Origin of the sequence: Enterobacter kobei (genome assembly GCF_001729765.1) — a bacterium.
GTDB lineage: Bacteria > Pseudomonadota > Gammaproteobacteria > Enterobacterales > Enterobacteriaceae > Enterobacter > Enterobacter kobei.
In genome coordinates, this window is record NZ_CP017182.1 from 20,134 (window position 1) to 34,312 (window position 14,179).

12 protein-coding genes and 1 pseudogene are annotated in these 14,179 nt (G+C 50.4%); 8 read left to right on the forward strand and 5 right to left on the reverse strand.

Going from position 1 to position 14,179, the window contains the following annotated elements; all coding sequences use genetic code 11:
- The first annotated feature begins 119 nt into the window (after positions 1-119).
- From silC to BFV64_RS23735, 7 genes are all read left to right on the forward strand, one after another.
- Complete coding sequence (silC, locus tag BFV64_RS23705; protein ID WP_000475512.1) at positions 120-1,505, forward strand: Cu(+)/Ag(+) efflux RND transporter outer membrane channel SilC; 1,386 nt, start codon at positions 120-122, stop codon at positions 1,503-1,505.
- 28 nt (positions 1,506-1,533) lie between these two features.
- Positions 1,534-1,887, forward strand: a complete 354-nt coding sequence (gene cusF / locus BFV64_RS23710) for a cation efflux system protein CusF (RefSeq protein ID WP_001246153.1) — start codon at positions 1,534-1,536, stop codon at positions 1,885-1,887.
- A gap of 113 nt (positions 1,888-2,000) precedes the next feature.
- Positions 2,001-3,293, forward strand: coding sequence for a Cu(+)/Ag(+) efflux RND transporter periplasmic adaptor subunit SilB (gene silB, locus BFV64_RS23715; RefSeq protein WP_001485328.1), 1,293 nt, complete (start codon positions 2,001-2,003; stop codon positions 3,291-3,293).
- Positions 3,294-3,303: 10 nt separating this feature from the next.
- The gene (silA, locus tag BFV64_RS23720) at positions 3,304-6,450 is read left to right on the forward strand and encodes a Cu(+)/Ag(+) efflux RND transporter permease subunit SilA (RefSeq protein ID WP_000574021.1); all 3,147 of its coding nucleotides are present in this window, start codon (positions 3,304-3,306) and stop codon (positions 6,448-6,450) included.
- 86 nt (positions 6,451-6,536) lie between these two features.
- On the forward strand, positions 6,537-6,977 hold the full coding sequence (locus tag BFV64_RS23725; RefSeq protein ID WP_008322815.1) for a DUF411 domain-containing protein: 441 nt from the start codon (positions 6,537-6,539) through the stop codon (positions 6,975-6,977).
- A 126-nt stretch (positions 6,978-7,103) separates the two neighbouring features.
- Positions 7,104-9,551: an Ag(+)-translocating P-type ATPase SilP gene (gene silP / locus BFV64_RS23730; RefSeq protein ID WP_069602501.1), complete on the forward strand. Its 2,448-nt coding sequence runs from the start codon at positions 7,104-7,106 to the stop codon at positions 9,549-9,551.
- Positions 9,552-9,591: 40 nt separating this feature from the next.
- The gene (locus tag BFV64_RS23735; RefSeq protein ID WP_000843494.1) at positions 9,592-9,789 is read left to right on the forward strand and encodes a DUF2933 domain-containing protein; all 198 of its coding nucleotides are present in this window, start codon (positions 9,592-9,594) and stop codon (positions 9,787-9,789) included.
- Between the two features lie 33 nt (positions 9,790-9,822).
- Here BFV64_RS23735 and BFV64_RS23740 read toward each other — a convergent pair whose 3' ends face one another.
- A complete protein-coding gene (locus BFV64_RS23740) occupies positions 9,823-10,416 on the reverse strand; it encodes a peptidoglycan DD-metalloendopeptidase family protein (RefSeq protein ID WP_137984562.1) in 594 nt (197 codons plus the stop codon).
- Positions 10,417-10,465: 49 nt separating this feature from the next.
- Here BFV64_RS23740 and BFV64_RS23745 point away from each other — a divergent pair.
- Positions 10,466-11,163, forward strand: a protein-coding gene (locus BFV64_RS23745) for an IS1-like element IS1B family transposase (RefSeq protein WP_235611130.1) whose coding sequence is annotated in 2 segments (ribosomal slippage) — positions 10,466-10,715 and positions 10,715-11,163 — 699 coding nt in all. Because the reading frame shifts where the segments join, the coding sequence is not laid out codon by codon here.
- Positions 11,164-11,197: 34 nt separating this feature from the next.
- Here the strand turns inward: BFV64_RS23745 and BFV64_RS23750 are convergent.
- From BFV64_RS23750 to BFV64_RS23765, 4 genes and pseudogenes are all read right to left on the reverse strand, one after another.
- On the reverse strand, positions 11,198-12,427 hold the full coding sequence (locus BFV64_RS23750) for an EAL and HDOD domain-containing protein (RefSeq protein ID WP_069602502.1): 1,230 nt from the start codon (positions 12,425-12,427) through the stop codon (positions 11,198-11,200).
- 103 nt (positions 12,428-12,530) lie between these two features.
- Positions 12,531-12,701 (reverse strand): annotated as a pseudogene (locus BFV64_RS23755) (IS6 family transposase); the annotation flags it as partial.
- A gap of 24 nt (positions 12,702-12,725) precedes the next feature.
- On the reverse strand, positions 12,726-13,415 hold the full coding sequence (locus BFV64_RS23760; RefSeq protein ID WP_000549951.1) for a VIT1/CCC1 transporter family protein: 690 nt from the start codon (positions 13,413-13,415) through the stop codon (positions 12,726-12,728).
- Between the two features lie 134 nt (positions 13,416-13,549).
- A complete protein-coding gene (locus BFV64_RS23765) occupies positions 13,550-14,131 on the reverse strand; it encodes a cytochrome b/b6 domain-containing protein (protein ID WP_001004932.1) in 582 nt (193 codons plus the stop codon).
- Between the last annotated feature and the right edge of the window lie 48 nt (positions 14,132-14,179).

Below are 14,179 nucleotides of genomic sequence, written 5' to 3' on the forward strand. Positions count from 1 at the left end.
ATGACAACATTGTCATTATCCTGTCACCCGGCAAACAGAGAGCGTTCGGTAAAGTATCCCTATCAATACTCTGGACTTCGTTTGAACCATTTACCAGGTCTGCCTGTACGAGAAGCGTTATGTTCAAATTAAAATTACTCAGCATCAGTACCATATTCATCCTGGCTGGTTGTGTTTCTCTGGCACCTGAATATCAGCGTCCGCCAGCTCCGGTTCCCCAGCAGTTTTCATTGTCTAAAAACAGTCTGACGCCTGCGGTAAACAGCTATCAGGATACGGGCTGGCGAAACTTTTTTGTCGATCCCCAGGTCAGCAGGCTGATCGGTGAAGCCCTGAATAATAACCGTGATTTGAGAATGGCTGCCCTGAAGGTTGAAGAGGCCCGGGCCCAGTTCAACGTCACGGATGCAGATCGTTATCCCCAACTGAATGCCTCATCCGGGATCACATACAACGGTGGTCTGAAAGGTGACAAGCCGACCACACAGGAGTACGACGCGGGTCTGGAGCTCAGCTATGAGCTCGATTTTTTTGGCAAACTTAAGAACATGAGTGAGGCTGATCGCCAGAACTACTTTGCCAGCGAAGAAGCCCGTCGTGCCGTACACATCCTGCTGGTCTCCAACGTTTCACAGAGCTATTTCAGCCAGCAACTGGCGTACGAACAACTCCGTATTGCGCGGGAAACGCTGAAAAATTATGAACAGTCCTATGCTTTCGTTGAGCAACAGCTCGTGACCGGGAGTACGAACGTTCTGGCACTTGAACAGGCGAGAGGACAAATCGAAAGTACCCGCGCCGAAATAGCCAAACGAGAAGGCGATCTGGCTCAGGCAAACAATGCCCTGCAACTGGTGCTGGGAACGTACCGCGCACTTCCGTCAGAAAAAGGGATGAAAGGCGGGGAGATCGCACCAGTAAAATTGCCACCAAATCTATCTTCACAAATTTTGCTGCAGCGACCGGATATTATGGAAGCGGAATATCAGCTGAAAGCGGCTGATGCCAATATTGGCGCAGCGCGAGCGGCCTTTTTCCCCTCCATTACCCTGACCAGTGGTCTTTCCGCAAGCAGTACGGAGCTGTCAAGCCTGTTTACGTCAGGAAGTGGAATGTGGAATTTTATCCCTAAAATTGAAATTCCTATTTTTAATGCTGGCAGGAATAAAGCCAATCTGAAGCTGGCTGAAATTCGCCAGCAACAATCGGTGGTTAATTACGAACAAAAAATTCAGTCAGCCTTTAAGGATGTTTCCGACACGCTTGCGCTGCGCGACAGCCTTAGCCAGCAACTTGAGTCACAGCAGCGTTATCTTGATTCACTTCAGATAACTCTCCAGCGTGCCAGAGGATTATATGCAAGTGGTGCTGTCAGTTACATCGAAGTGCTGGATGCAGAACGTTCCCTCTTCGCTACGCAGCAAACCATTCTCGATCTTACCTATTCCCGACAGGTTAACGAAATTAATCTGTTTACCGCGCTGGGTGGCGGTTGGGTAGAGTAAATTTATTTAATTAATCAGGAAATTAAAAATGCGTAATTCACTTAAAGCCGTTTTATTTGGTGCCTTCTCTGTCATGTTTTCTGCCGGTCTTCATGCTGAAACACATCAGCATGGCGATATGAATGCTGCCAGTGATGCTTCGGTACAGCAGGTTATCAAGGGCACCGGTGTCGTTAAAGACATTGATATGAATAGTAAAAAGATTACCATTTCGCACGAAGCAATCCCTGCTGTGGGCTGGCCTGCAATGACCATGCGCTTCACTTTTGTTAATGCAGACGACGCTATCAATGCCCTGAAAACCGGCAACCATGTCGATTTCTCGTTTATTCAGCAGGGCAATATCTCCTTACTCAAAAGCATTAACGTTACGCAATCCTGATTATCAGTCCGGAGCGAATACATCCAGTGCGCCTGAACATTCATTAAGGGATTACTGTGAATGAATGATCGGGCGCATATGCCAGGTGTTTTGATTTTTCAGCGAGAAATTGTATGGCTTCTTTAAAGATAAAATATGCTGCAATAATTATCAGCAGCCTCATAGCAGGGGGGCTGATATCGGTTACTGCCTGGCAGTATGTAAACTCATCACAAAAAACAGTACAAACCGAACAAAAGGCACCGGAGCGAAAGGTACTTTTCTGGTATGACCCGATGAAACCGGATACCAAATTTGATAAACCCGGAAAATCTCCCTTTATGGATATGGACCTGGTGCCGAAATATGCTGATGAAAGTGGCGATAAAAGCAGTGGCGGGATCCGTATCGATCCAACCCAGGTTCAGAATCTGGGATTAAAAACGCAAAAAGTTACGCGAGGAATGCTGAATTATTCCCAGACAATCCCGGCTAATGTCAGTTACAACGAGTATCAGTTTGTCATTGTGCAGGCGCGTTCTGACGGTTTCGTCGAAAAAGTGTATCCCCTGACGATTGGCGATCATGTGAAGAAAGGCACTCCGCTTATCGATATCACCATTCCTGAATGGGTTGAGGCACAAAGTGAGTTCCTGCTGTTATCCGGTACAGGCGGTACGTCAACCCAGATAAAAGGGGTTCTGGAGCGACTTCGTCTGGCTGGTATGCCGGAAGAGGATATTCAAAGGCTGCGTTCAACCCGCACAATCCAGACCCGTTTTACCATTAAAGCACCTATTGATGGTGTCATTACTGCGTTTGACCTGCGCACCGGAATGAATATTTCGAAAGATAAAGTAGTGGCTCAGATTCAGGGGATGGACCCGGTCTGGATCAGCGCTGCAGTGCCAGAATCTATCGCCTATCTGCTGAAAGATACGTCGCAGTTTGAAATTTCGGTACCGGCTTATCCGGATAAAACATTCCATGTCGAAAAATGGAACATTCTTCCCAGCGTGGATCAGACAACCCGTACGCTTCAGGTCCGTCTCCAGGTTTCTAATAAGGATGAGTTTCTCAAGCCGGGCATGAATGCCTATCTGAAACTGAATACCAAGAGCCAGGAGATGCTGCTGATACCAAGCCAGGCCGTTATCGATACCGGCAAAGAACAGCGCGTGATTACTGTTGATGATGAAGGCAAGTTTGTGCCGAAACAGATCCACGTTCTGCATGAATCACAGCAACAGTCCGGCATTGGCTCCGGCCTGAATGAAGGCGATACCGTGGTGGTCAGTGGCCTGTTCCTCATTGACTCCGAAGCCAATATTACGGGCGCGCTGGAACGTATGCGCCACCCTGAAAAAACAGAAAACAGTATGCCAGCAATGTCTGAGCAGCCTGTAAATATGCATTCAGGGCACTGAGGAGACGACGATGATTGAATGGATTATCCGGCGCTCTGTCGCCAACCGTTTCCTGGTCATGATGGGCGCACTGTTTCTCAGCATCTGGGGCACATGGACGATAATTAACACGCCGGTCGATGCGCTGCCTGACCTGTCAGATGTGCAGGTCATTATTAAAACCAGCTATCCCGGACAGGCCCCGCAGATTGTAGAAAACCAGGTCACCTATCCGCTTACCACCACCATGCTGTCCGTACCTGGCGCAAAAACCGTGCGTGGCTTTTCACAGTTCGGTGATTCGTATGTGTATGTCATTTTTGAAGACGGCACCGATCTGTACTGGGCCCGTTCGCGCGTGCTGGAATACCTGAATCAGGTTCAGGGCAAACTGCCTGCGGGTGTGAGCTCTGAAATCGGCCCGGACGCCACGGGAGTGGGCTGGATATTTGAATATGCCCTTGTCGATCGCAACGGAAAACACGACCTTTCAGAACTGCGCTCTCTGCAGGACTGGTTCCTGAAATTTGAGCTGAAAACCATCCCGAACGTGGCTGAGGTCGCTTCGGTTGGCGGCGTGGTGAAACAGTACCAGATTCAGGTCAATCCGGTAAAACTGTCCCAGTACGGTATCAGCCTGCCCGAAGTGAAACAGGCACTTGAATCGTCTAACCAGGAGGCCGGTGGCTCATCCGTTGAAATGGCCGAAGCGGAGTATATGGTCCGTGCCAGCGGTTATCTTCAGAGCATTGATGATTTTAATAACATCGTCCTGAAAACAGGTGAGAACGGCGTGCCGGTTTATCTGCGGGATGTTGCCCGCGTGCAGACCGGGCCCGAAATGAGGCGTGGTATTGCCGAGCTGAACGGCCAGGGAGAAGTCGCTGGCGGCGTGGTGATCCTGCGGTCGGGTAAAAATGCGCGCGACGTTATCACGGCAGTGAGGGATAAACTGGAGACGCTGAAGGCCAGCCTGCCGGAAGGCGTTGAAATCGTGACCACCTACGATCGCAGCCAGTTAATCGACCGGGCGATTGATAACCTCAGTTCCAAACTTCTGGAAGAGTTTATCGTGGTGGCCATCGTCTGTGCTCTGTTCCTGTGGCACGTACGTTCTGCCCTGGTGGCGATTATCTCTCTGCCGCTTGGCCTGTGTATCGCCTTTATCGTCATGCACTTCCAGGGACTGAACGCCAATATCATGTCGCTGGGAGGGATAGCGATTGCCGTCGGTGCGATGGTGGATGCCGCCATTGTGATGATTGAAAATGCGCACAAACGGCTTGAGGAGTGGGATCATCAGCATCCGGGTGAGCAGATTGACAACGCCACCCGCTGGAAGGTGATTACCGACGCCTCCGTGGAAGTGGGACCCGCGTTGTTCATTAGCCTGCTGATCATCACCCTGTCCTTTATTCCTATCTTTACCCTGGAAGGGCAGGAAGGTCGTCTGTTTGGCCCGCTGGCATTCACGAAAACGTACTCCATGGCGGGAGCGGCCGCACTGGCCATCATCGTCATTCCTATTCTGATGGGATTCTGGATCCGGGGGAAAATTCCTGCCGAGACAAGTAACCCCCTGAACCGGGTGCTGATCAAAGCGTATCATCCTTTGCTGCTGCGGGTCCTCCACTGGCCAAAAACAACCCTGCTGGTTGCGGCCTTGTCCATTTTCACGGTTATCTGGCCACTGAGTCAGGTGGGCGGTGAATTTCTGCCGAAGATTAACGAGGGCGATCTGCTGTATATGCCGTCGACCTTGCCTGGCGTCTCTCCGGCAGAAGCTGCAGCGCTCCTGCAGACAACAGACAAGTTAATCAAAAGCGTTCCTGAAGTGGCTTCTGTATTTGGCAAGACCGGTAAAGCAGAGACCGCAACGGATTCCGCGCCGCTCGAAATGGTGGAAACCACGATCCAGCTCAAACCTGAGGATCAGTGGCGTCCCGGCATGACAATTGACAAGATTATTGATGAACTCGACAGGACAGTCCGTTTACCGGGTCTGGCAAACCTCTGGGTGCCGCCTATCCGTAACCGTATTGATATGCTCTCAACCGGGATCAAAAGCCCGATAGGTATCAAAGTGTCCGGGACTGTTCTGTCCGATATCGACGCGACGGCGCAGAGTATCGAGGCGGTAGCCAAAACCGTGCCTGGCGTGGTGTCTGTCCTGGCTGAGCGACTTGAGGGCGGGCGCTACATCGATATCGATATCAACCGGGAGAAAGCCTCCCGCTACGGGATGACGGTAGGTGATGTCCAGCTGTTCGTCTCTTCAGCAATCGGAGGTGCTATGGTGGGTGAGACGGTTGAAGGGGTGGCCCGGTACCCTATTAACATTCGCTACCCGCAGGATTACCGGAACAGTCCGCAGGCGCTGAAACAGATGCCGATCCTGACCCCGATGAAGCAGCAGATCACGCTGGGCGATGTCGCGGATATTAACGTCGTTTCTGGACCAACCATGCTGAAAACCGAAAATGCCCGGCCAGCCAGCTGGATTTATGTTGATGCCCGCGGCAGGGACATGGTGTCGGTGGTTAACGACATTAAGACGGCCATCAGCGAGAAAGTGAAACTGAGACCGGGAACCAGTGTGGCATTCTCCGGACAGTTTGAACTGCTTGAGCATGCCAACAAGAAACTGAAGCTGATGGTGCCGATGACGGTGATGATCATTTTCATCCTGTTGTATCTGGCATTCCGCCGGGTTGACGAAGCCCTGCTGATCCTGATGAGCCTGCCGTTCGCCCTGGTTGGCGGAATATGGTTCCTGTACTGGCAGGGCTTCCATATGTCAGTGGCGACCGGAACCGGGTTTATCGCCCTGGCCGGGGTGGCAGCAGAGTTTGGCGTGGTCATGCTGATGTATCTGCGTCATGCCATTGAAGCGCACCCGGAATTGTCCCGTAAAGAGACGTTCACACCGGAAGGTCTTGATGAAGCCCTCTATCATGGTGCCGTACTGCGTGTCCGGCCGAAAGCCATGACCGTGGCGGTGATCATTGCGGGTCTGCTGCCAATACTCTGGGGAACCGGCGCAGGTTCAGAAGTCATGAGCCGTATTGCGGCACCCATGATTGGTGGGATGATCACGGCTCCGCTGCTGTCCCTGTTCATTATTCCTGCCGCCTACAAATTAATCTGGCTGCGCAGACATAAAAAAAGCGTGTCCTGAACCTGAAAGGGCACCCCCTGTGGGTGTCCTTCTTTACTGATTCACCCTGACGTCAGGGTTTATATCGATAATATACAGAGGTGAGTATGAAAAAAGTGGTTCTAATGGCGCTGGCTCTCGGTCTTTCACTACCCGCGATGGCGAGTGAAAAAGTGATTGATATGTACAAATCTGAAAACTGTGGCTGTTGTTCCCTGTGGGGCAAAGCGATGGAAAAAGACGGGTTCGAAGTACGAACTCACGTCATGAATGATCAGGCGCTGTCAGCCCTGAAAGAAAAGCATGCTGTTCCTGCAGGACTACGAAGTTGTCATACCGCGGTTGCCGGTAATTTGATCATTGAAGGCCATGTGCCTGCGACAACGATACATAAGGCAATGCAGTCTGGTTCGGGTATATACGGTCTCGCCACCCCCGGTATGCCAGCAGGAAGTCCTGGAATGGAGATGGGAGCCCGAAAAGAGGCTTACGATGTTATCGCATTCTCACCGGATGGAAGTAAAAAAGTCTTCCAGCGAATCGAATAGTCAGCGGAACGGCTGATAACGGGACGCCGGTAGCAGGCACTCCTGTGCCGGCGATATTCGTGGTAATCGCATCCATGACATACCCTGAAGACAGAAGATGCTTCGGTATGCATAAGGAGAGTTACTGTGAAAAATGACAATGCAGTGCAACACAACAACCAGACTGCTTCTGAGCAGACATTATCCCCGGACGAGGGCCACGTATTGCATAAGGTGAGAGATCCCGTGTGCGGGATGGTCATCCTGCCTGACAAGGCGCACAGCAGCATTCGATACCAGGACCATCAGCTTTATTTCTGCTCCGCCAGCTGTGAGAGCAAATTTAAAGCCCATCCCGATCATTATTTTACCGAAGATGCCAGTGAACATTCCCATCACCATCACCACGATCATCACGAAGTCAGCCCTGATCAGATAAAACAGCCTCACAACCAGGCGGAAAAAGAGAATTCTGAAGGTGTGTGGACATGTCCGATGCACCCGGAGATACGCCGCAGTGGTCCCGGAAGCTGTCCTGTCTGTGGAATGGCACTGGAGCCGCTCGTAGCCACGGCATCCACGGGGCCGAGTGATGAACTTCACGACATGACAAGACGCTTCTGGCTGGGGTTGTTGCTGGCGTTTCCGGTTCTGGTACTCGAAATGGGATCTCATCTGTTTCCCGCCTTGAGGAATACAGTACCGCCACAGTACAACACATGGCTGCAGCTGCTTCTGGCCTCTCCTGTCGTGTTGTGGTGTGGCTGGCCATTCTTCGCCCGGGCCGGAATGTCGTTACGTAACCGCTCCCTGAATATGTTTACCCTTGTTGCAATGGGCACCGGCGTAGCCTGGGTGTACAGCGTCATTGCAACCGTCTTCCCCTCCTGGTTTCCTGCATCGTTCAGAAACATGGATGGCCTGGTGGCCGTTTATTTTGAAGCCGCAGCAGTTATTACGGTGCTTGTTCTGCTGGGACAGGTTCTTGAGCTGCGGGCACGGGAACAAACCTCAGGTGCCATTACTGCACTACTGAATCTTGCCCCCAAAACCGCCAGGCGGCTGGATCATGACGGTCATGAAACGGATATTAATGCGGAAGATGTTCTGCCTGGCGATAAGCTCCGCATCAGACCAGGAGAGAGTATTCCGGTCGACGGTATTGTGATCGAAGGCAAAACAACCGTTGATGAATCGATGGTGACCGGGGAATCTATGCCGGTTACCAAAACGGAGGGTGACCCTGTCATCGGGGGGACCATTAATCAGACAGGGAGTCTCATCATCCGTGCAGAGAAAGTCGGTGATGAAACAATGCTCTCACGAATTGTTCAGATGGTCGCTGATGCACAGCGTTCGCGTGCCCCCATCCAGAGAATGGCTGACAGCGTTTCAGGCTGGTTTGTTCCTCTGGTGATACTTATCGCGGTTGTTGCTTTCGTGATCTGGTCTGTCTGGGGGCCCGAGCCCAGGATGGCGCACGGTCTCATTGCGGCTGTGTCGGTCCTGATTATTGCCTGTCCCTGCGCGCTGGGGCTGGCCACGCCGATGTCGATAATGGTGGGGGTGGGCAAAGGAGCCCAGGCCGGGGTGTTAATCAGGAATGCCGAAGCCCTTGAGCGTCTTGAAAAAGTGGACACGCTGGTTGTCGACAAAACAGGCACGCTCACGGAAGGTTCGCCTACGGTGACAGGGATTATCAGTCTCAATCCGGGTGGGGAAACATCTCTTTTGCGTGTAACAGCCGCAGTGGAAAAAGGCTCGCAGCATCCGCTGGGTATGGCAGTAGTTAAAGCAGCACAGGAAAAGGGGATCGCAATACCCGCAGTCACTCATTTCGATGCACCGTCGGGTAAAGGTGTCTCAGGCGATGTCGAAGGTCAACGGGTTGTTATTGGTAATGAACTGGCTATGCAGGAAAACAGTATCGTTATTGATAATCAAAAGGCCGTTGCGGATACGTTGCGGATGGAAGGCGCTACCGTTATCTATGTGGCCACAGACGGGGACCTTGCAGGCCTGATAGCTATCTCGGATCCCGTGAAAACAACCACGCCGGATGCGCTTAAAGCTTTGCGTCAGGCGGGGATCCGCATTGTTATGCTCACCGGGGATAACCAGCTTACTGCTGAAGCAGTCGCACGGAAACTGGGAATAGATGAGGTTGAAGCCGGAATTCTGCCGGATGGCAAAAAAGCAGTGATAACCCGACTGAAAGAGTCTGGCCATGTGGTTGCGATGGCCGGAGACGGTGTGAATGATGCCCCGGCGCTGGCAGCGGCTGACGTGGGTATAGCCATGGGAACGGGTACAGATGTGGCAATTGAAAGTGCCGGAGTCACCCTTCTCAAAGGCGACTTGATGATACTGAACAGGGCCCGTCATCTGTCAGAGATCACCATGAAAAATATCCGTCAGAATCTGTTTTTTGCATTTATCTACAACGCACTTGGCGTGCCTGTGGCTGCAGGTCTGCTTTATCCTGTGTATGGAATACTGCTGTCGCCAGTTATTGCGGCGGCGGCCATGGCTCTTTCCTCCGTCAGCGTCATTGTGAATGCGTTGCGTCTGAAAAGTGTCAGGCTCGGGAAATAACACTGAGTGAAGGGTCAGTTACGAACAGAAGGAGTCCAGTATGAAAAGTACCACCTATGCGCTTATTGCTGTCGCCGCGATCGCGGCATTTGCCCTCCTGCGCGAACACTGGTCACATGTGGCAGGTTACTGGCCATATCTGTTATTGCTGGTCTGCCCGCTAATGCATCTTTTCCACGGCCACGGAGGGCATGGAGATCATCAACATCACGGAAGTGAAAACGATAAAAAAAATTAATCCGGCAGACGGGGCCGCGTCGCGGTCCCGTTATCAGTCCAGGTATCGTTCGTAGTCTCTGGCATGCGCAAAGGCATGCTGTTCGAGTTTGTTATCAGCGGGTGCCGCTGCCCGGAACGCCAGAGAGTTAACAGGGTTGTTATTGATGACCAGCTCGTAATGCAGATGAGGACCGGATGAACGTCCGCTGTTACCGGATAACGCAATAGCACCTCCCCGGGTAACCCTGGCCCCTTTAGTAACGAGTATTTTATTGAGGTGGAGATAGCGAGTTTTAACACCGGCTTTTCCCGTTACTTCAACAAAATATCCCATGGTACTGTTGTATTCGGCCCGGGTGATTTTTCCGTCGATGACGCTGACTATTTTCGTGTTCATGGGCATGGAATAATCAATGCCATTATGGGGACTCACTTTTCCCGATACCGGGTTAAGCCTTGCAGGATTGAAAGGCGAACTGAGTCTTGCTGTGGCCGGTAACGGATAATCGAGACTGCCTTTCCCGGAAGTATCGGAAAGGTTATAGAACTTTTTATCTGATATACGATACGCCGTGTAATTAAATGAACCGGACGTAAATTTATAGGCCACGACACGTGATTTTCCCGCTTTCTTTTGCAGGGTGATGCTGCCAACTTACTGATTTAGTGTATGATGGTGTTTTTGAGGTGCTCCAGTGGCTTCTGTTTCTATCAGCTGTCCCTCCTGTTCAGCTACTGACGGGGTGGTGCGTAACGGCAAAAGCACTGCCGGACATCAGCGCTATCTCTGCTCTCACTGCCGTAAAACATGGCAACTGCAGTTCACTTACACCGCTTCTCAACCCGGTACGCACCAGAAAATCATTGATATGGCCATGAATGGCGTTGGATGCCGGGCAACCGCCCGCATTATGGGCGTTGGCCTCAACACGATTTTCCGCCATTTAAAAAACTCAGGCCGCAGTCGGTAACCTCGCGCATACAGCCGGGCAGTGACGTCATCGTCTGCGCGGAAATGGACGAACAGTGGGGATACGTCGGGGATAAATCGCGCCAGCGCTGGCTGTTTTACGCGTATGACAGGCTCCGGAAGACGGTTGTTGCGCACGTATTCGGTGAACGCACTATGGCGACGCTGGGGCGTCTTATGAGCCTGCTGTCACCCTTTGACGTGGTGATATGGATGACGGATGGCTGGCCGCTGTATGAATCCCGCCTGAAGGGAAAGCTGCACGTAATCAGCAAGCGATATACGCAGCGAATTGAGCGGCATAACCTGAATCTGAGGCAGCACCTGGCACGGCTGGGACGGAAGTCGCTGTCGTTCTCAAAATCGGTGGAGCTGCATGACAAAGTCATCGGGCATTATCTGAACATAAAACACTATCAATAAGTTGGAGTCATTACCTGTCTTGTGATAAATATCCTTAACAGACGGCGAGCTCGTCCGCCCATTTTGTTGCGGCCTGCATGGTTTCTATAACAGTGAACTCGCTGATATTGAGGGTATTACATATTTTCGCGGTTTCCTCCCAGTTAAGTTTCTCATAACATAACGACAGGGTCAGTATGTCAAAAAGTTCACCTTTATGTTCACAAAGCGCGGCAGTTACGTTTTGCGGGATTGAAATCTGTTTAATTAAATCGTCCATGGGGAGTTCAAGAATGACATCCAGCAATGAAAACAGACCGCATATAAATGCGTTATAGGATAATGAAACATTATTTATTTTTCCGGCAATTAATTCGCAGAATTTTCCGCGAACCATGCTCAGATGATAAAGTTCACTGATGCCGGAACGCCCCATATTTGAAAGGGCGGCCACCGCAACAAACCGCCGGAGTTCTTTGCCCCCCAGATACATCAGCATTTCTTTCAGGGTAAGATTGTCCGCCTGAATTATGCCATGTGATTTAAACAGCATGTTTCTGACGTAGCGCATGATTTTATATGACAGCGTCAGATCGGTTTTAAGCAGACGTTCGACCGCGGCAAAGTCCAGGTTTTCCCTGTTCACCTCCATCATCAGCCTGGAGAGTGGCAGGGGGTTCTGGGAAAGGCATTTATTTCTGAGGATTTCCGGGCGACTGAAGAAAAATCCCTGGAAAAGCGCGAAACCCGCCCGGCTGTAAAGCTCAAACTCGTCCCTTGTTTCCACTTTTTCAGCAAGGAATTTTATGCCCTGCAGAAGCTGACTTTTTCTGTGGATATATTGCCGGATATCTTCATAGTCATTGTCTCTGACATCAAATTTGATGACAGAAATATACTGCATAAAGCGGTCCCATTCATCATCCATCGTGAAATCATCGAGCGCAAGCTGGTAACCCCTGTCGTGCATATCCTTTACGGCACAGAAAAGCGCATCATCCGGGACTGCATTTTCCAGAATTTCGATGACCACTTTTTCATTCGGCAGCGTATTGCCCAGTCCGTTAATGATCATCTGGTGCGGCACATTAATAAAAGAACTGTGATTGTTGGCTATACGGGAAACAGGGATGCATAAAAACTGGTCAGAAATCATTCTGGACGTGGCGTATTCTGGTGAAACATCGGGAAAGGCATTGTTCATTCCGTCCCTGAAAAGCAGCTCATAAGCGACGGTCTGCATTTTTGTGTCAAAAATAGGCTGGCGTGCGATAAATGAATACATATTCCCGGTCCCCAGGTCAGCGTTATAATTTTTAGAAATGTAACCTTTCCAGGCACTGTTGCAAAGTTAGCGATGAGGCAGCGTTTTGTCTTATTCAAAGGCCTTACATTTCAAAAACTCTGCTTACCAGGCGCATTTCGCCCAGGGGATCACCATAATAAAATGCTGAGGCCTGGCCTTTGCGTAGTGCACGCATCACCTCAATACCTTTGATGGTGGCGTAAGCCGTCTTCATGGATTTAAATCCCAGCGTGGCGCCGATTATCCGTTTCAGTTACTCGAATTGTGCTTCATAACATTAAAGCAGGGCCTGCCCTGCAAAATGACCAATCCCCATAGACAAAAGCATAGCCATGGTACTCCAGAACGTAATTCTTATGATCGCCCTGACAGGAGAGGCTTTACTCAAAACCGAAGATATATAGCCAAGGACCGCCAGTGAAAAAAGGGTGGAAAGGATTATCAACAAAAAAGCCAGTTTCAGAGGGGAGAGCCATGCCACGATTAAGGGTAACACCGCACCAGCGGAAAAACTCAGGGCAGAAAAGACAGCTGCCTGTAGGGGCTGTGCAGAATTTATATCCGTCAACCCCAGTTCTTCACGGGCATGAGCATCCAGGGCATCTTTGACCATAAGTTGCTCCGCAACCTGCCGGGCAAGCTCTGGCTCCAGTCCACGTTGCATATAAAGTGAAGTCAGTTCCCGCACCTCTCCCTGATAATCAGTTTCCAGCTCCCTTTTTTCCTGGGCAAGTGCTGCGTTTTCGGTATCCGCCTGAGATGAGACGGAAACATATTCCCCTGTAGCCATTGACATAGCTCCGGCAACCAGTCCTGCAACACCTGCAAGTAAAACACCGGAAGGACTGCTATTTGCAGATGCAACCCCAAGAACAAGGCTCGCTGTCGAAACAATTCCGTCATTTGCCCCCAGTACAGCTGCCCTCAGCCATCCCACTTTTTCGATACTATGTCGTTCAAGATGCATATATTTTTTCCTTCAAATACGCATACTCATCGGAATTACGGATAAATAGAAAATGCATTGACGGATAAATGCGCGGTTATAGTCTGTTTTAGCCAACCATTACAGGGCATCTTATCCATCATAAACCTACAGCACTATTCGGTAACGGGATTTTTCCTTTGGCTACGAACGGTGAGGAAGATATGCAGCAACCCCATCGCACCATGTGCCCAGAAATAGGTTTCAATAAATACAGTCAGAAACTTATGCACATGCAGGACGGTTTCTGTCAGCACAGGTGACGTGCCAAGAGCAGTATTGAGAGCAAACCAGAATCCACCACATAATGCAACGCCCAATAGTGCAAGTACACCAAGCCCCTGAACCAGAGCAGCAATCCCACCAGCATGAGCTTCAGGAAGACGGAATGATATCAGCATTTTGATATCTTCAACCACACCTCGAAAATCAAGGACCACCCAGGCAAAATAGTAACGAAATCCTCGTTGTGTCAGCATCCATGCAAGCATGACAAACCCAAGGACAATCAGTGATAACCCAGTGATAACATGGAACCATGTTACGAACCCAGTGAGAGTATAGTCACTAAGCGCATCGCTTTCGGTAAGGTTTGAATTAATAATCTGCAATAAAATCAATACAGCTACGATGATATGCAGCACACGTAGAAATGGTGTGTTTTTGTGAGGAAGAGCATTACGTAAATTTTCGTTCATAATTTAGCCACTTTTTTAAGGTTGGTTGACCACTCAATATTATGCCTT